The organism is Streptomyces fagopyri (assembly GCF_009498275.1).
GTDB classification, from domain to species: domain Bacteria; phylum Actinomycetota; class Actinomycetes; order Streptomycetales; family Streptomycetaceae; genus Streptomyces; species Streptomyces fagopyri.
Genome location: NZ_CP045643.1, coordinates 4,936,428 through 4,954,352, shown reverse-complemented (window position 1 = coordinate 4,954,352; position 17,925 = coordinate 4,936,428). Strand labels below are relative to the sequence as shown.

The 17,925-nt window shown below is 70.6% G+C and carries 10 protein-coding genes and 5 tRNA genes; 9 read left to right on the top strand and 6 right to left on the bottom strand.

Annotated elements, in window-relative coordinates:
• Window positions 1–54: 54 nt before the first annotated feature.
• Complete coding sequence (locus GFH48_RS21335; RefSeq protein WP_153289780.1) at window positions 55–681, top strand: GTP cyclohydrolase II; 627 nt, start codon at window positions 55–57, stop codon at window positions 679–681.
• 63 nt (window positions 682–744) lie between these two features.
• Here GFH48_RS21335 and GFH48_RS21330 read toward each other — a convergent pair.
• From GFH48_RS21330 to GFH48_RS21310, 5 genes are all read right to left on the bottom strand, one after another.
• A tRNA-Lys gene (locus GFH48_RS21330) sits at window positions 745–817 on the bottom strand.
• A gap of 132 nt (window positions 818–949) precedes the next feature.
• Entirely contained in the window at window positions 950–2,485 is a 1,536-nt protein-coding gene (locus tag GFH48_RS21325) for an amino acid permease (protein ID WP_153289779.1), read from the bottom strand.
• Window positions 2,486–2,543: 58 nt separating this feature from the next.
• On the bottom strand, window positions 2,544–5,642 hold the full coding sequence (locus GFH48_RS21320) for an FG-GAP repeat domain-containing protein (RefSeq protein WP_153289778.1): 3,099 nt from the start codon (window positions 5,640–5,642) through the stop codon (window positions 2,544–2,546).
• Between the two features lie 244 nt (window positions 5,643–5,886).
• Window positions 5,887–8,145, bottom strand: coding sequence for a DEAD/DEAH box helicase (locus tag GFH48_RS21315; RefSeq protein ID WP_194280631.1), 2,259 nt, complete (start codon window positions 8,143–8,145; stop codon window positions 5,887–5,889).
• Window positions 8,146–9,174: 1,029 nt separating this feature from the next.
• Window positions 9,175–9,525 carry a metallopeptidase family protein gene (locus GFH48_RS21310; protein WP_194280875.1) on the bottom strand — a complete coding sequence of 117 codons (351 nt, stop codon included), beginning with the start codon at window positions 9,523–9,525 and terminating at the stop codon, window positions 9,175–9,177.
• A gap of 161 nt (window positions 9,526–9,686) precedes the next feature.
• On the opposite strand from GFH48_RS21310, the gene GFH48_RS21305 reads away from it, so the two are divergent.
• The 8 genes from GFH48_RS21305 to GFH48_RS39255 all read left to right on the top strand — a co-directional run bounded on the left by GFH48_RS21305 (window position 9,687) and on the right by GFH48_RS39255 (window position 17,160).
• Window positions 9,687–11,297: a metallophosphoesterase family protein gene (locus GFH48_RS21305; RefSeq protein ID WP_153289776.1), complete on the top strand. Its 1,611-nt coding sequence runs from the start codon at window positions 9,687–9,689 to the stop codon at window positions 11,295–11,297.
• 81 nt (window positions 11,298–11,378) lie between these two features.
• Window positions 11,379–11,451 (top strand) — tRNA-Glu (locus GFH48_RS21300).
• A gap of 46 nt (window positions 11,452–11,497) precedes the next feature.
• Window positions 11,498–11,572, top strand: a tRNA-Asp gene (locus GFH48_RS21295).
• A gap of 24 nt (window positions 11,573–11,596) precedes the next feature.
• A tRNA-Phe gene (locus GFH48_RS21290) sits at window positions 11,597–11,673 on the top strand.
• 102 nt (window positions 11,674–11,775) lie between these two features.
• Window positions 11,776–12,126 (top strand): hypothetical protein, encoded by a 351-nt coding sequence (locus tag GFH48_RS21285; protein WP_228120776.1) that lies wholly within the window; start codon window positions 11,776–11,778, stop codon window positions 12,124–12,126.
• Window positions 12,127–12,547: 421 nt separating this feature from the next.
• A complete protein-coding gene (hrpA, locus tag GFH48_RS21280) occupies window positions 12,548–16,516 on the top strand; it encodes an ATP-dependent RNA helicase HrpA (RefSeq protein WP_153289775.1) in 3,969 nt (1,322 codons plus the stop codon).
• Between the two features lie 94 nt (window positions 16,517–16,610).
• Window positions 16,611–16,685, top strand: a tRNA-Asp gene (locus GFH48_RS21275).
• Window positions 16,686–16,914: 229 nt separating this feature from the next.
• Window positions 16,915–17,160: a DUF6274 family protein gene (locus GFH48_RS39255; protein ID WP_153289774.1), complete on the top strand. Its 246-nt coding sequence runs from the start codon at window positions 16,915–16,917 to the stop codon at window positions 17,158–17,160.
• Between the two features lie 460 nt (window positions 17,161–17,620).
• Here the strand turns inward: GFH48_RS39255 and bldC are convergent, their stop codons facing one another.
• Entirely contained in the window at window positions 17,621–17,827 is a 207-nt protein-coding gene (gene bldC, locus GFH48_RS21265) for a developmental transcriptional regulator BldC (RefSeq protein ID WP_003949541.1), read from the bottom strand.
• Window positions 17,828–17,925: the final 98 nt, after the last annotated feature.

Sequence of the window (17,925 nt, the reverse complement as noted above, 5' to 3'; positions counted from 1 at the left end):
GAAACACACCGCCGGGAAACCACTGCCACCGACCCGCTGGACCGGAGAGACAACATGCGCGACTTCCCCACCGCCACGGTGCGCACCCGCGTCGCCGTGCCCCTGCGCTTCGGCGACGGCTACTCGGTCGACGCGGAGCTGGTCACCTTCCACGGTCTGACCGACGGCCGCGAACACCTCGCCGTCGTGATCGGCGACGCGGGCGCGACCCCGCTGGTGCGGCTGCACTCCGAGTGCCTGACCGGCGACGTCTTCGGCTCGGCCCGCTGCGACTGCGGACCCCAGCTGCGCGAGGCGGTGGAGCGGATCGCGGAACGCGGCGGCGTGCTCCTGTACCTGCGTCAGGAGGGCCGCGGCATCGGCCTCTACAACAAGCTCGACGCGTACGCCCTCCAGGACCAGGGCCTCGACACCTACGCCGCCAACGCCGCCCTCGGCCTGCCCGAGGACGACCGCGACTACACCGCGGCGGCCCAGATGCTCCGGGCCCTCGGCATCGGCTCCCTCGACCTGCTCTCCAACAACCCCGACAAGGCCGAGCAGCTCCGCGACCTCGGTATCGAGGTCTCCCACCGCGTGCCCACGGGTGTCTTCACCACGGCCCACAACGTGCGCTACCTCCGCGCCAAGGTCCTCCAGACCCAGCACACGCTCTCGCTGCCGGAGCTCACGGCGGGCTGAGCCCGGCCGCCCCGGACACACCGGAGCCCCGGACCGGAAGCGTTCCGGTCCGGGGCTCGTCGGTAGACCCTGTGGGACTCGAACCCACAACCAATGGATTAAAAGTCCACTGCTCTGCCAATTGAGCTAAGGGTCCACGCACCGGCCCGCATCCATCCCGCGCCGACGCATCCCCGAGCATAGCCGGACGAGGCCGGGACTCCGATCGGGTATCGGTCTCCCGGCCACGCCGAAGGCGCGCACGGCCGGGGACCGATCGCGCCCAAGGCTACGGATCGACCGGTTCGGGCGCACCCTTGCGCGCCGCCTCACGGGCCCGGTTACGGGCGTGGTCGGGGTTGAGGAACCAGTGGCGGGCCGACGCCGTCCACCAGGCCGCCGCCGAACCCAGGACCACGAGGACCGCGACCGGGGCGTAGTTGAACGTCTCCCAGGTGACCGGGGAGACCTGCGGCAGCATGAACAGAACGGTGATGACGGCCACCCAGACGACCGAGACGACACCGATCGCGCGCGACCAGCGGCCCAGGTGCCACGGCCCCCGTTCGAACGCCTCGCCCTTGCGCAGCCGCAGCAACGTCGGGATGACGTACGCGATGTAGAGCCCGATCACGGCGATCGACGTCACGGCCGCGTACGCGGTCACGTTGATGAGGTAGGGCAGCCCCAGCACCAACGCCGCCAGCGCCGCCAGCCACACCGCCGCGACCGGTGTGCGCGTGCGCGGGCTCACGGTGTGCCACACGCGGGAGAAGGGCAGCGCCCCGTCGCGCGAAAAGGCGTAGATCATGCGGCTGTTGGCGGTCACCGACGCCATCCCGCAGAACAGCTGCGCGCCGATCACGACCAGCAGCAGGAGCTTGCCCGCGGTCGCCCCGAGCGCGTCGAGCAGGATCTGCGCCGGCGGCGCGCCGGTCGCCGAGCCCAGCTCCTTGTCGTACGACTGGATGGCGAAGGTGAAGCCGAGCAGGAGGACGAAGCCGGCGATCCACGACGTCCAGATGGACTGCACGATGCCCTTGGGACCGGCCGTCGACGCGTCGTGTGTCTCCTCCGTCATATGGGCGGAGGCGTCGTACCCGGTGAACGTGTACTGCGCCATCAGCAGGCCGACGAGGACGACGTACACACCGCTGCCCCACCCGGTGTTGTTCACGAAGTGCGTGAACACGAAGGAGGCGGACTGGTGGTGGTCCGGCACGAAGGCGAGGGCGCCCACGATCACCGCGACGCCCAGCACGTGCCACCACACGCTGATGTCGTTGAGGAGGGCGACGATCCGTACCCCGAAGGTGTTGAGCAGCCCGTGCAGGACGAGGATGCCCGCGAAGAGCAGGATCGTCCGGCCCGGCGTGACCTCGAAATCGAACTGCAGGTTCAGGTAGGCGCCCAGGAACGACGCCGCGCCGAAGTCGATGCCCGCGGTCACCGCGACCTGCCCGAGGACGTTGAACCACCCCGTGAACCACGCCCAGGCCGCCGCGGACCGCTCGGGGGCGAGCCGGTGCGCCCAGAAGTACAGCCCTGCCGACGTCGGATAGGCCGAACAGATCTCGGCCATCGACAGCCCGACGAACAGCGTCATCAGTCCGACCGCGACCCAACCCCAGGTGATCACGGCGGGGCCGCCGGTGTTCATGCCGAACAGATAAAGCGTCAGACACCCCGAGAGCACCGAGATGATCGTGAAGGAGACCGCGTAGTTGGAGAACGCCGACATGCGGCGGGCGAGAACCTGCGTATAGCCGAGCTGGGCAAGCCGTTCTTCGTCCGACAGCCCACTCGTCCTGGCGTCATCTGTCATGCCCCCAGCGATTCCCTCACCGGGGGCTCGACATGCACCGATCAAGACGCGGGATTGGCTAGAAAAGGCCCTTGTAGCCCTGCCAGCCGCCGGCGATCTTCACCCGCGACCCGAACGACCCGGTCCCCGTGCCGGCGTTGCGGTAGAGGTTCCCCGCGGTGTCGCGTTCGACGAGGTCGCTCTTCCCGTCGCCGGTGATGTCGCCGACCCCGACGACCGCGTTGTAGGACGCCCCCCAGGCGGAGAAGACCTTCACCCGGTCCTTCAACAGCCCCGTACCCGTGCCGCTGTAGCGGTACAGCGTCCCGGCCTTGTCGCGGGCGAGGAGGTCACCGATCCCGTCGCCGTTCAGGTCCCCGGCACCGACGATCTTCGTGTAGCCGGTCCACGCGGAACGGATCTTCTTGCCCGCGGCGAGCGTTCCGTCGCTCTTCGCGGCGAACAGGTACAGGTCGCCGGTCGATGCCTTGCGCGCGAGCAGATCGGCCCGCCGGTCACCGGTCAGGTCACCGGGCGAGGTGAGCACGTCGTACGCGTTCCAGCCGGTGCCGAGCGACTTGTACGACGTCGAGGAAGCCGGCGCCGTCCCGCACGACGGCTTGTAGCCGCGCAGGGACCCGTCGCTCATCCGCACCAGGACGTCGTTGCAGCGGTCGCCGTTCAGATCACCGAACGGCACCGCGACCGTCTTCGCCGACCAGCCGCCGCCGGTGACCTTCCCGGCGAACGCGCCCTTCCCGTCGCCCTGTTGGAAGGTCAGACCGCCCGAGGAGTTGAGGGTGAGCAGGTCACCGACACCGTCCGGCTGCCCGTCGGACCCCACGTGGTCGTGGCGCACCGGGCTGCCGCCCTTCAACCGGACGGTGCCGCGCACCTGGAGCGGCCCGCCGACACCGTCCGCGGGCGTGACGGACACGGTCCAGTCGTAGGAGCCGTCCGGCAGGGAGGTGTCGCCGTTGAGCGCCGGATCGTCACCGGACCAGCCGACGTTCAGCTCACCGCGCGCGGCGCCTCCGTCGCGGCCGTCGTCGTACACCTTGCCGGTGGCGCGGCTGCGCACCGTCAGGTCCCACTTCGCGGCCGGCTTCGACAGCAGCAGGGTCGTCAGGGTGTCCGGCGTGGCGTCGCTGGTGCGCGCGTGCACGGACGACGCGTTCGCGGCCGGCGACAGCAGGCCCAGCGGCTGCTGCGGCACGCCCGACGGCACGAGGTGCACGCGCTCCTGGTCGTCCACGTACGCGGCGTTCGCCCCGGACTCGTCGACCGTCCAGCGCACGTCCCGCTGCGAGACCCCGGTGTCGGGCAGATCGCCGATGACCCTGCTCTCGGCGCCGCCGCCGGCGACCGTCGTGAGCGTCAGCTTCCCGGCCCGCCTGTCGTGCGTGACGACGTACCCGTCGCCGAGCTTCGCCTCGTCCGCCGGCACGGCCACGGACCGCTTCGTGGTCCGGTCGAAGACTCCGGCCCTGCCGTCACAGGTCCAGTAGATCCAGCGGCCGAGTGCCTGGAGTTCGGTGGGCGCGCAGCCCGCGTCGGTGGTGAGGGTCTCGACGGTCCTCTTCGCGCTCAGGTCGTACGCGGTGACGGTGCCGGGCGTCGCGCCGGGCGTCCAGAGCACGTTGCCGGAGAGGGCGGCGGCGCCGGGGGCGCGGGTGACCACGGGGGCGCCGTCGTCGCCGATCGCGTACACGTACTGCTTGTCGGCGGTGGTGTGGAGGACGTACCTGCCCGAGACATCGGTGACCCGGCCGCCCGCGGGCACGCTCCGCTGCCACAGTCCCGCCGCCGTGGGACCGTTCGCCCGAAGCACCTCTTCGGTCGCCGACCCGTGCTCCAGCCAGACGATCCGGCCGTCGGCCGTGCCGTGCAGCGGCGCACAGGCCTCGCCGTCGGTCGCGCAGGAGCCGAACACCACGTTGGACGCGAGGCGCGGGGTGAAGTCGGCACGCTCCCCGAACTCGGGGCTTCCGGTCACGGCGACGGTCCGCGCGTAGTCGTCCCGCGTTCCGTTCCTGCTGGTGTCCGTGACGACGAGACGGCCCTGGTCGAGGGAGATCCCCTGAACCCGGGCGGGCGGCTTGGGCAGCGGCTTGACGGGGGTGACGACGGGCCTGCCGTCGTCACCGGCGTGGATCCGCTGGATGCCCCAGTCCCCGGAGGCCGTACGGCCCATCGCGACTGCGGTGCCGTCCGGGACGGCGGAGATGTACGGGTCCGACACGGGCAGCACGGTCACCGCGGGCCCGCCGGTGACCGGGACGGCGGTCACCGTCGTCCCGCCGCTCGGCCGGTGGACCAGCCAGTCGCCGACCACGGCGAGGTCCTGAGCGGGGTTCACGCCGCTCCCGCCGTCCAGCGTGACCTCGGTGGGCGCGGCCGACAGATCGGACCGCCCGAGCACCAGAACCTTCGCCTCGCCCGCGTTGAACAGGACGACGTGCTCCGGAGTGACCTGCGCGTCCAGGTAGACCTCGGAGCGCGGTGCGGTCATGCCACTCACCTGCCCCGTCCGCCGGTCGACCATGACCGCCCGGTACCGACCGTCCTGGAACGCGTCGAAGAGCAGTCCGTCGGAGTCCCCGCCCCGCGGGGAGAGCAACTGGAGCCCCGCGGGCAGTCCGGTGACCGGCACGTCACGTGTCGTGCCGTCCGGCTCGGGGAACAGCAGGTGCATCTCCTTGCTGGTCCTGCCGTCCTCGGCGGTGACGACGCGGTACCCGATCGCCAGATCGCCGTACGCGGTGAACAGGCCCATGCCCGCGGGCGGCTGGACGGTGCGCGTGGACCCGTCGGTGGCGTCCCACAGGTCGACCCGACGGTTCTCGTAGCGGTAGGCCAGGACGTCACTGCCCGTGCCCCAGGTGCCGAGGACGCCCGCCGGCTGCTTCACCGGTACGGACACCCCGTCCGCGTAGCGCGTCCAGACCAGCCCGGAGTATCCCTCCAGCCGGTGGAAGACCCCCCGCGCGCCCGCACCGTCGTGCCCCCCGTAGGTCGAACCGTTGAAGAGCGCCGCCGACGTGTAGGTGCTCCGCTGCGTGGCCGGAACCACCGTCTCCTGAGCCGCCCCCACCGCGGACGCGGACGCCGGCAGCAGCGGGATCAGACCGCCGGCGAGCGCCGCCGACGCGGCGGTGGCGACGGCGACGCGTCTCACTCGGGCATGTCGGACTGAGGCATGGTGAAGCAAGGGTCCCCTCCCGGAACAGTGCGGAGAGGCAAAGCCGTCCCAGATGTCGGCCCGGCCCCCGGCCGCCGCATCCCCCGCACGCAAGTCGGCCGATCATACAGAGAGTTGACCGTCGAACGTGCGTTTTTTCGCCGCAGGCGGGCCCGGACAGCGATGTGGCCCCCACCCGAACTCGGGTGGGGGCCACATCGGTTGATCAGGTCAGCGACGGTCAGCCGTTGCGCTTCCAGCGCGGCTTCTCGTCACGGCGGAAGGAGCCGGTGCCGGTGCCGGTGCCCGTCGTGCGGTGGTCGTCACGACGGCCCTGCGGGCGGTCGTGGCCGCCGGAGCGGAAGCCGCCGCCCGTGGGGCGGTCGCCCTGACGGTCACGGTTGAAGGGACGGTCGCTGCCCCGGTGGCCACCGCGGTTGTCGTCACGACGCTCGAAAGAACGGCCACCGCGGTCATCGCGGTTGAAACCGCCACCGCGGTTGTCGTCACGACGCTCGAAAGAACGGCCACCGCGGTCGTCGCGGTTGAAACCGCCACCACGGTTGTCGTCACGACGCTCGAAAGAACGGCCACCGCGGTCGTCGCGGTTGAAGCCACCGCCACGGTTGTCGTCACGACGCTCGAAAGAACGGCCGCCACGGTCGTCGCGGTTGAAGCCACCGCCACGGTTGTCACGGTTGAAGCCGCCACCGCGGTTGTCGTCACGACGCTCGAAGGAACGGCCGCCACGGTCGTCCCGACGGTCGTTGTCGCGGCGGAAGCCACCACGGTCGCCGCCACGGTCGTCCCGGCGGGCGCCACGGTCGTCGCGGTTGAAACCGCCACGGTCGTTGTCCCGGCGGAAGCCGCCACGGTCGTTGTCACGACGCTCGTAGTTGCCCCGCTCGTCACGGCGCGGACGCGACTGCTCGTAGGCCGGACGCTCCGCGGGCTGCTCGGACACGGCGGCCGGCACCTCGGCGGGAGCCTCCGCCGCGGCCTGCTCGACCACGGCCTCCGCGGCCGCGGCGACCGCGGTCTCCGGGTCCTCGCCGCGCTCACGCGCGGCACGGGCGACCAGACGGTCGGCCTCACCGCGCAGCTCGGCGGCACGACGCTGCGCGCGCTCCAGCTCCTTGGTGAGCTGCGTGACCTCGCGCTCAGCCTGCTGGGCGGCGTCGCCCGCGGACTGCGCCTGGACCTCGGTCATCGACCGGGCGCCGGTGATCTCGGCGACCTCGGGCTCGAAGGCCGTACCGGAGTTGATGATGTGACGCGCGGCGTCGACGCCCGCGTCCTCCATCAGCCGGAAGATCTGACGGCGCTGGTGCGGCAGCGACAGCGACACGACGGTGCCGGAGCGGCCGGCGCGGGCGGTGCGGCCGGAGCGGTGCAGGTAGTCCTTGTGGTCACCGGCCGGGTCCACGTTCAGGACCAGGTCGATGCCGTCGACGTGGATGCCGCGGGCGGCGACGTCGGTCGCGACGAGCGCGTTGACGTAACCGTCCTTGAAGTCGGCCAGCGTCCGGGTGCGGGCGCCCTGCGTCATGCCGCCGTGCAGCGCGTCGGCCTTCACACCGGCGTCGCGCAGCTGCTCGGCGATGCGGTCGGCGCCCAGCTGGGTGCGGACGAAGATGATCGTGCGGCCCTTGCGGGAGGCGATCGCGGCGGTGACCGGCGCCTTGTCCTTGGGCTTCACGATGAGGATGTGGTGCGACATGGTCGTGACGTTGCCCTGGGCGCTGTCGACCTCGTGCGTGACCGGGTTGGTCAGGTAGCGCTTGACCAGCGTGGAGATCTCGTTCTCCATCGTGGCGGAGAACAGCATGCGCTGGCCGCCGGCCGGGATCTGGTCGAGCAGCTCGGTGACCTCGGGCAGGAAGCCCAGGTCCGACATCTGGTCGGCCTCGTCGAGGACGGCGATCTGGGTGTTCTCCAGCGAGCAGGCGCCGCGGTTGATGATGTCGCGCAGACGGCCCGGGGTGGCGACGAGGACGTCGACGCCGCGCTCCAGGGCGTAGATCTGGTTGCCCATCGACGTACCGCCGCAGACGACCTTCATCTTCAGGCCGAGGACGTCGCCGTAGGGCTGGAGCGCGTCGGCCACCTGCATGGCCAGCTCACGGGTCGGGGTGAGGATGACGGCGCGCGGCTTCTTCTTCTCGGTGTGGCCGCCCGCGAGCCGCGCCAGGGTCGGCAGACCGAAGGAGAGGGTCTTGCCGGAGCCGGTGCGGCCGCGGCCGAGGATGTCCTTGCCGGCCAGGGCGTCCGGGATGGTCGCGGCCTGGATCGGGAACGGGCTGGTCACGCCGTTCTGAGCGAGCTTGCGGACGACGCCCTCGGGCAGACCGAGGGAGGCGAAGGTGATCTCGGGGGCGGCAGCGGCGGACTCGGTGGCCTCGACGGCCTCCACGGTCTCGACAGCGGCCTGGGCGCCCTCGATGTTGTCGCCCTCGTTGTTCTCGGGCACGACGACGTGATCAGTACTGGAAACAGACATGCGAAATGCGAACCTTCCGGAGTTCTTCGGCACGCGCCCAAACTCCGTGAAGTCGCAATCGACCGCCTCTATGCGGTCCGGCCACGGCAAGGGAGAGTACGCGCCACGCGGCGCTCTCTGCGTTGGCGCCGGGCAAATGGGATCAAACGATCTACTACCATACGCACCCCTCACCCCTGAAGGCAAACTGACCGCGAAGAGCCAGGTCAGGCGCGTACAGGGAGAGGAACATCCCCGTCTCCGAACCTATTCCCGGCCCCCTCACCCCACCCTTTTCCCGTCTCTCGCCCGACACTTCCTCCCGCCGCTCCCCGTCCGCCCCGCCGCCTCCTCCTCGTACCGGCCCGCTCGCGTCCTCACCACCACCGGTTGCGCCGGACCGGATCCCCGGCCCGCGGCGCCGGCTCCCGGTTCAGCATCTGGGTGGCCTGCTCGTGCGCGGACGACGACGGCTCCGCCGTGCTCGGCTCGGGGGACGGCGACGAGGGCGGCGGCGGAGGCGGGGGCGGCGGTGTCGGATCGGACGTCGCGCGTGTGGGACTCGGCACACCGCCGGACGGACCGGGCCCGGCCGGCCGGCCCTTCCCGTCCCCGCTCCCGCTCGCTCCGCCGGACGGCTTCGCCGCACCCGACGCCGACGCCGACGCGGACGCCGTCCCGGACCGTGACTCGCCGGGCCGGTCGGGGGCACCCCCCTTCGCCCCCGTCCCCCCGTGGAACCCGCCCCCGCCCCCGCCCCCCGCGGATCCCCCGCCCCGTGCCCCGGCCCCGTGGTGCCCGGCGGAGTGCGCGGGCTCGGGGTGGCCCGCGTCGTCACCCACGCTCATGCAGCCGGCGGCGGCCGCTACGACGATGACCGTGGCGGCCAGACGGACGGGTACGTACAGGGCGCGCACGGGCAGCCACCTCCGGGTGGGGTCTCCCCTGCTCGATCGCTGCCGAGAGCCCGGGGAAGTTCGGCGGGTCCCCCTGCCCAACTCCCGCCGCCCGCAAGAGGACACGCGGCAGGACGCCCGCCCGCCGGACGGCTCACCCGTATCCGAGCGCGTGCAACCGCTCGTCGTCGATCCCGAAGTGGTGGGCGATCTCGTGCACCACGGTCACCTCGGTCTCCGCGATCACGTCCTCCCGGGTCGCGCACATCCGCAGGGTCGGTCCCCGGTAGATCGTGATCCGGTCCGGCAGCACCCCCGCGTACCACTCCCCGCGATCGGTCAGCGGAGTCCCCTCGTAGAGCCCGAGCAGCCCCGGGTCGGACGGGTCGGGCTCGTCCTCGACGAACACCGCCACGTTGTCCATCAGCCGTGTCAGCTCCGGCGGAATCCGGTCCAACGACTCGGCGACCAGTTCCTCGAACTCCTCGCGCGTCATCTCCAGCACACCGCCATTGTCCGGCACGACCGCTCCCCACGAGAGTCGGCGGGACAGACGGTCACCGAGCCGTCCCGGCACCGGAGCCACCGGGCCCCGCCGGGGGGCGGGAGGACCGCCCCCCGGCGCCGCACCGCATACCCGCCCGCGCCCTTGGGCATACGGGACCAATGGTCCGCGTCCCCGCCGCCGTATCCGTCCCCGCGACCGCCCTGGCCCGCCGCTGCAGCGTCCTCGGCAGCCGCGTCCGCCGCACCGCCCGCCGCGCCCCCCGGGTCCGTCCCGTGGCCCAGGAGCTGGTCCAGCAGCCGTCCCCGTACACCAGGGCCCTCGGCCTGACGGCCGTCGTCCTGCTCGGCGCCTGGCTGGGCCTGCTCATCGTGGGCAACGTGCGCGTCCCGGTCGGCCCGATGAACACCACGATGACCCTGCGCCCCTCGCTGACCGGCGGCACGAAGATAAACGTCTCCCCGCTGGGCGCCCTCGAACTCGACAGTCACGTCGCCCCCGTCCGGCTCGACGTCAACGTCGACCAGCTCGACCCCGTCCGCGCCCAGGCCCTGGTCGACCACCCCGAGCGTCTCTCGGGCCTCCAGGACGAGGTGGCGCACGACGTCGAGCACGGCACCCTCGACCTGGCCGTACGGTCCTGCGTCGCGGTCGTCTCCGGGGCCACGGCACTCGGCCTCGCGGTCTACCGGCGGCCACGCCGCGCCCTCGCCGCCGGCGGCCTGGCCCTCACCCTCCTCGCCGCCTCCGGAGCGACGGCCTTCGCCACCTGGAACCCGGACTCGGTGCTGGAACCGAAGTTCTCGGGCCTGCTCTCCTCCGCCCCCTCCCTCGTCGGCAACGCCCGCAGCATCGTCAGCGAATTCGACGTGTACCAGAAGGAACTGGCGCGCCTGGTGACGAACGTGACGAAGCTGTACGACGTCACCTCCACGCTCCCGGCCTACGAACCGGACCCCAGCACGATCCGGGTCCTGCACGTGTCCGACATCCACCTCAACCCGGCGAGCTGGAAGATCGTCGCGTCGCTGGTGAAGCAGTACGACATCAACGTGATCGTCGACTCCGGCGACACCATGGACCACGGCACGGCGGCCGAGAACGGCTTCCTGGACCCGATCGCCGACCTGGGCGCGCCCTACGTCTGGGTCAGGGGCAACCACGACAGCCGCCTCACCCAGCGTCATCTGGAACACCTGAAGAACGCGCACGTCCTGGACGACGGGCGCGCGCTCACGGTCGCGGGCCTGCGTTTCGCGGGCATCGGCGACCCGCAGTTCACCCCCGACCGCTCGACCGCGCCCGGCGGCGGCGCGGCGGAGGAACTGGCCGGCGCGCGCCTCGCCTCGTCCCTGCGCGACCAGCGCGCGGCGGGCACGCCCGTCGACATAGCCGTCGCCCACGAACCCTCGGCGGCCCGGCTGACGGACGGCGAGGTGCCCCTGGTCCTGGCCGGCCACCTGCACCACGAGCAGACCGAGGTCATGAAGTACGGCACCCGGCTGCGCGTCGAGGGCTCGACGGGCGGCAGCGGTCTGCGCGCGATCGAGGGCACCTACCCGGATCCCATCGAGGCCTCGGTCCTCTACGTCGACCGGGACACCCGCCGCCTCCAGGCCTGGGACGAGATCAAACTGGGCGGCCTCGGCCTCACCACGGCCGAGGTCAGCCGCCACCTCCCGAAGGAGAACCACCCCGGCGCCCCCACCTCTCCCCCTCCCACTTCTCCCCCTCCTCCTCTCTCCTCCAGCCCTTCCGGCACCACCCCGTAAACCGTTTTGGCGATACCTCCCGCCATCCCATATGCTTCTCACGTCCCCGACGCGCTGAGGAAGCGCCCAGGCGGGCCGATAGCCCTCATCGTCTAGCGGCCTAGGACGCCGCCCTTTCAAGGCGGTAGCACGGGTTCGAATCCCGTTGGGGGCACGCAACACCGTGTGCGACACTGTTCACGCGTCGCACGCAACAGCTTGGTCCTGTGGAGCAGTTTGGAGTGCTCGCCACCCTGTCAAGGTGGAGGCCGCGGGTTCAAATCCCGTCAGGACCGCTGAGGTTTCCCAGGAAACCTCGTGGCTGGGTAGCTCAGTTGGTACGAGCGATCGCCTGAAAAGCGATAGGTCGCCGGTTCGACCCCGGCCCCAGCCACCACATGAAGGGCCCCGTCCGGTCGGACGGGGCCCTTCATCGTATGGTTCACCCCTGAACTTGGCATGCACCGTGCAGGACGCGGTGTCCGGGGATAGGGAACCCATGGTGTTACTCAAGGGCGAGCCGAAGCCGCAGACCGCGGCCAGGCGGCAGGCGCCGGTGCGCGAACTCGACCTGGAGCGCTACCGAGCCAGATACGGACTGCAGGCGGTCCTCCTGAGCAATCTGGCGATCGCCGGCGTGGCGATCTTCGGCGTCTGGCGCCTGGACGGCGACAAGTCCGTCATCATCGGCGTCCTCACCGCGGCCTTCACCGCCGTCAGCAGCATGACCACGGCGTACCTGGGCATCAAGGCCGTCTCCAACACGGCCCAGGCGATGGCCCAGTCGGACCCCACCCGCCGGGACCCGACCCCTCCCGCACCACCCGCGGCACCCCCCAAAAACCCGTAACCCACCGCCGTACAAAAGGGACCGCACCAACCGCCCGCAGGTCCCTCACTCCGACCCGTCCCAAGCAAAGATCCACCCACCACCTCCACCCAGCCACTCACCCGCGACCGCGACGGGCGACCGATCACCGGCAACCGATGACAGATGACCGACGGCTGACGACCGACAGCTGACAGCTGCCGACCGACGGCTGACGACTGACGACGCACGGAAGGGGCCGTGCCGGTGTGTCGCAAGGCCGTCGCTCACGCCCGGATCGAGCAGCGTCCACCACCCCGGACCCACGTCTGATCCAACGGCGACGGCCTCGACACACCGGCACGGCCCCGACCCACCCACCACAGCCCCGACACCGCCACAGCCCCCACCCACCCAAAACCGTTCGCCAGGAATTTCGGCGAGGTGAGATCCTGGACCGCGTATGTCTACGCACCCTGCCCCCGCCCTCGGCGATCTCGCCCCCCGCCTGGCCGAGCTGTCCCTGCGCGACGCGCACCGGATCGGCCGCAGGCTCGAGGGCGCGCGCCGGATCCGCAAGCCCGAGGCCCGGACCGCCGTGCTCGCCGAGATCGAGGCGGAGGTCACCAAGGCCGAGGCCCGCATGGCCGAGCGCCGCTCCCGCGTGCCCACCGTCACGTACCCCGAGCAGCTCCCGGTCAGCCAGAAGAAGTCGGACATCGCCGACGCCATACGCGACCACCAGGTCGTGATCGTCGCCGGCGAGACCGGCTCCGGCAAGACCACCCAGATCCCCAAGATCTGCCTCGAACTCGGCCGCGGCGTCCGCGGCATGATCGGCCACACCCAGCCCCGCCGCATCGCCGCCCGCACGGTGGCCGAACGCGTCGCCGACGAGCTGGACACCCCCCTGGGCGAGGCCGTCGGCTGGAAGGTCCGCTTCACCGACCAGGTCAACCCGGACGGCACCTTCGTCAAGCTCATGACGGACGGCATCCTGCTCGCCGAGATCCAGACCGACCGCGAGCTGCGCGCCTACGACACGATCATCATCGACGAGGCCCACGAGCGGTCCCTCAACATCGACTTCCTGCTGGGCTACCTCGCCCAGCTGCTCCCCAAGCGCCCGGACCTCAAGGTCGTCATCACCTCGGCGACCATCGACCCCGAACGCTTCTCCCGTCACTTCGGCGACGCCCCGATCGTCGAGGTCAGCGGCCGCACCTACCCCGTGGAGGTCCGCTACCGCCCCCTCCTGGAGGAGGACGGCGACGACGCGGACCGCGACCAGATCACCGCGATCACCGACGCCGTGGAGGAGCTCCAGGCCGAGGGCAAGGGCGACATCCTCGTCTTCCTCTCCGGCGAGCGCGAGATCCGCGACACGGCGGACGCGCTCACCAAGAAGAACTACCGCTTCACCGAGGTCCTCCCCCTCTACGCCCGCCTCTCGCACGCCGAGCAGCACCGCGTCTTCCAGCCCCACACCGGCCGCAGGATCGTGCTCGCGACCAACGTCGCGGAGACGTCCCTCACCGTCCCGGGCATCAAGTACGTCATCGACCCGGGCACCGCCCGCATCTCCCGCTACAGCCACCGCACCAAGGTCCAGCGCCTGCCGATCGAACCCGTGTCGCAGGCCAGCGCCAACCAGCGCAAGGGCCGCTGCGGCCGTACGTCCGACGGCATCTGCATCCGCCTGTACTCCGAGGACGACTTCACCACCCGCCCGGAGTTCACGGACGCGGAGATCCTCCGGACGAACCTGGCGAGCGTCATCCTCCAGATGACCGCGGCCGGCCTCGGCGACATCGAGAAGTTCCCCTTCATCGACCCGCCGGACCACCGCAACATCCGTGACGGCGTGCAGCTCCTCCAGGAGCTGGGCGCGCTGGACCCGTCCCAGAAGGACGTGCGCAAGCGCCTGACCGAGACGGGCCGCAAGCTCGCCCAGCTCCCGGTCGACCCCCGCCTCGCCCGGATGGTGCTGGAGGCCGACAAGAACGGCTGCGCCCGCGAGGTGATGGTGATCGCCGCGGCGCTGTCCATCCAGGACCCGCGCGAGCGCCCCTCCGAGAAGCAGACGCAGGCCGACCAGCAGCACGCCCGCTTCAGGGACGAGACCAGCGACTTCCTCGCGTTCCTGAACCTGTGGCGGTACGTCCGCGAGCAGCAGAAGGAGCGAGGCTCCTCCGCCTTCCGCCGCATGTGCAAGCAGGAATTCCTGAACTTCCTGCGCATCCGCGAGTGGCAGGACATCTACACCCAGCTGCGCACGGTCGCGAAGCAGATGGGCATCCACCCGAACGAGGAGGACGCGGCCGAGCAGAGCGTCCATGTCTCGCTCCTGGCCGGACTGCTCTCCCACGTCGGCATGAAGGACGTGAAGGAGACCGGCGGCGAGAGCGGCCGCGGCACCGGCAAGAACGAGTACCTCGGCGCCCGCAGCGCCAAGTTCGCGATCTTCCCCGGTTCGGCGCTCTTCAAGAAGCCCCCGCGCTTCGTGATGTCGGCCGAGCTGGTGGAGACCTCCCGCCTCTGGGCGCGGGTCAACGCGAGGATCGAGCCGGAGTGGGTGGAGCCGCTTGCCGGGCACCTCCTCAAGCGGACGTACAGCGAACCGCACTGGGAGAAGGACCAGGCGGCGGTGATGGCGTACGAGAAGGTCACCCTCTACGGCGTACCGATCGTCGCCCAGCGGAAGGTGAACTACGGGCGGATCGACCCCGAGACGTCCCGCGAACTCTTCATCCGCAACGCCCTCGTGGAGGGCGACTGGCGCACGCACCACAAGTTCTTCGCCGACAACCGCCGGCTGCTGACCGAGGTGGAGGAGCTGGAGCACCGTGCCCGGCGCCGGGACATCCTGGTCGACGACGAGACGCTCTTCGACTTCTACGACCAGCGGGTGCCGGCGGACGTCGTGTCCGGAGCGCACTTCGACTCCTGGTGGAAGCACAAGCGCCACGACGAGCCCGAGCTTCTCGACTTCGAGCGTTCGATGCTCATCAACGAGAAGGCGGGGACCGTCACCAAGGACGACTACCCCGACTCGTGGCGTCAGGGGCCTCTCAAGTTCCGTGTGACGTACCAGTTCGAGCCGGGCGCGGACGCCGACGGCGTGACCGTCCACATCCCGCTCCAGGTGCTGAACCAGGTGACGGACGAGGGCTTCGACTGGCAGATCCCGGGTCTGCGGGAGGAGGTCGTGACGGAGCTGATCCGTTCCCTCCCCAAGCCCATCCGCCGCAACTACGTGCCCGCCCCGAACGTCGCGCGGGCCTTCCTCGACCGTGCGGTCCCCCTCCAGGAGCCGCTCACGACGACGATGGCCCGCGAGCTGAAGCGCATGGTCGGTGTCACGCTCACCGCCGACGACTTCGACTGGTCCCGGGTCCCCGACCATCTGAAGATCACCTTCCGGATCGTCGACGAGCGGCGCCGCAAGCTCGCCGAGGACAAGGACCTCGAGGCCTTGCAGCTTCAGCTGAAGCCGAAGGCCCGCAAGGCGATCTCACAGGCCGCGGCGGCGACGGCGGAGCGCGAGGGCGGCGAGTCCCTGGAGCGCACGGGCCTGACGGACTGGACGATCGGCTCGCTGGCGCGCGTCTTCGAGACACGCCGGGCGGGCCAGCCGGTCAAGGCCTACCCGGCCCTGGTGGACGACGGCGACACGGTCTCCGTACGCCTCTTCGACACCGAGGCCGAGCAGGCGCAGGCCATGTGGAAGGGCACCCGGCGGCTGATCCTGCGCAACATCCCGGTGAACCCGGGCAAGTTCGCCTCGGACAAGCTGACGAACGCCCAGAAGCTCGCCCTGTCCGCCAATCCGCACGGCACCGTGCAGGCCCTCTTCGACGACTGTGCGACGGCCGCGGCGGACAAGCTGATCGGCGACTTCGGGGGCCCGGCGTGGGACGAGGAGTCGTACCGCAAGCTGTACGACAGGGTGCGCGCCGAGATCGTCGACACGACGGTGCGCACAGTCGGTCAGGTGCAGCAGGTACTGGCCGCCTGGCAGGCCTGTGAGCGCCGTCTGAAGGGCGTCAGGAGCGCCGTGCTGCTGGCGAACCTCGCGGACGTGCGCAAGCAGCTGGACGCCCTCGTGAAGCCCGGCTTCGTCACGGCGACCGGTCTGCGGCGGCTCGCCGACCTCATGCGCTATCTGGTCGCGGCGGACCGCCGGCTCCAGCAGATGCCGACCAACGTCCAGCGGGACACCACCCGCATGGAGAAGGTCCACGAGATGCAGGACGAGTACGCCTGGCTCCTGGAGCAGATGCCGCAGGGCCGGCCGGTCCCGCAACAGGTCCTGGACATCCGCTGGATGGTCGAGGAGCTCCGGGTCAGCTATTTCGCCCACGCGCTCGGCACGGCGTACCCCGTCTCCGACAAGCGCATCGTGAAGGCGATCGACGCCGCGGCACCGTAACGGGGCCCGTACGGTGGGTGAGTTCGACCCCGGGCTCACCCTCCTGTACAGTCTCTTTTCGCAGCACAGCGCACGAACAGTGGCTGCGAAACCTGGTCCTGTGGAGCAGTTTGGAGTGCTCGCCACCCTGTCAAGGTGGAGGCCGCGGGTTCAAATCCCGTCAGGACCGCAGTAGATACGAGAGCCCGGGTCTTCGGACCCGGGCTCTCGTGCGTCCGGCGCCCTCGCGCGCCCCACACCCTGGCGCGTCCGGCGCCCCCGTACGTCCGGCACCCCTCGCGCTCCACACCGCCCCGCACCCCCACCCCGTCCCCGTCCGCGGGGCTCCCGCGTCTTGACGGCGCCACATTCCCCGGGTACCCCAGAAACCAGGGCTCTCGACCCCTTGGAGGTGGCCCATGGCGGCATCGGCCCGGCACGAGACGCGCGCCCTGCTCCGCGCCCATCTGTCGGCCGCCTCCGGATACCGCCATCTGACGCGGCACTGCCCGATCTGCCACCGGCTCCTGAGGCTGGCCATGGAACCGGCCCCGCACGGCGAGGAGGACGAGACGGCGGCCGAGGACGAGAGCCACTCCAGTGCCTGCGCCGGGACGCCGGGAATACATCATCCCCCCAACTCCTTTAGCGCAGAGGAGTCATGAGCGACAAGGACTCTGGCATGTGACGGGTGTCACCGCATAAGTTTTCAGAACAGCGAAACTTACACCCCACCTACAACTAGTCAATTTAATATGTGCAATTGCACCACCTGCCAAGGACTCCCACAGGAGATCCGACAGCCCTCCCCAGACTCGCGCAAGGCCGCTCACAGACCCTCCGCACCTCCGCTCACGCGCCCCGCCGGCGCCCGGACAGGGCGTCAAGGAGGCGCGCCCGGGGCACCACAGGAGCACGGGCGGAGCCGGGCCGGGACCCCGTCGGGGCACAAAAAAATCGCGCTGGACCCGGCGGAGTCCAGCGCGATCGACGACGCACCCTTGTCATGAGTGGAACTGGGTCGGGCGGGAGCCCTGTTGGGGCAGGACCCGCGTCGCTTGAAGCTGTGGTTCGGACCTTTCGGCGGGTTGGGGGAGCTGCCGAATTGCCCGATTATGTAATTGTTCAGGCCTCGCTACGCTGCTGCGGGATGCCCGCGAGCAGTGCACGGACCTCCGCTTCGCGGTAGCGGCGGTGCCCGCCGAGCGTACGGATGGACGTGAGCTTGCCGGCCTTCGCCCACCGTGTGACCGTCTTGGGGTCGACGCGGAACATGGTGGCGACCTCAGCCGGGGTCAGCAGCGGCTCGGCATCAGGGGTGCGAGCGGTCATGAGCGGCCTCCTCGGGAGAACCGAACCTTCTCGGTTCTTTCCTCTAAATTCTGCACCTTGACCCGCGTTGCCCGAAATGGCGGACGCGAGTCGAGTCG

Coding starts and splice junctions, on each gene's coding strand:
- GFH48_RS21325 (WP_153289779.1), bottom strand. CDS start 2,485: ATGACAGATGACGCCAGGACGAGTGGGCTGTCGGACGAAGAACGGCTT.
- GFH48_RS21285 (WP_228120776.1), top strand. CDS start 11,776: ATGGTGTTACTCAAGGGCGAGCCGAAGCCGCAGACCGCGGCCAGGCGG.
- GFH48_RS21335 (WP_153289780.1), top strand. CDS start 55: ATGCGCGACTTCCCCACCGCCACGGTGCGCACCCGCGTCGCCGTGCCC.
- GFH48_RS21315 (WP_194280631.1), bottom strand. CDS start 8,145: ATGTCTGTTTCCAGTACTGATCACGTCGTCGTGCCCGAGAACAACGAG.
- hrpA (WP_153289775.1), top strand. CDS start 12,548: ATGTCTACGCACCCTGCCCCCGCCCTCGGCGATCTCGCCCCCCGCCTG.
- GFH48_RS21305 (WP_153289776.1), top strand. CDS start 9,687: ATGGTCCGCGTCCCCGCCGCCGTATCCGTCCCCGCGACCGCCCTGGCC.
- GFH48_RS39255 (WP_153289774.1), top strand. CDS start 16,915: ATGGCGGCATCGGCCCGGCACGAGACGCGCGCCCTGCTCCGCGCCCAT.
- bldC (WP_003949541.1), bottom strand. CDS start 17,827: ATGACCGCTCGCACCCCTGATGCCGAGCCGCTGCTGACCCCGGCTGAG.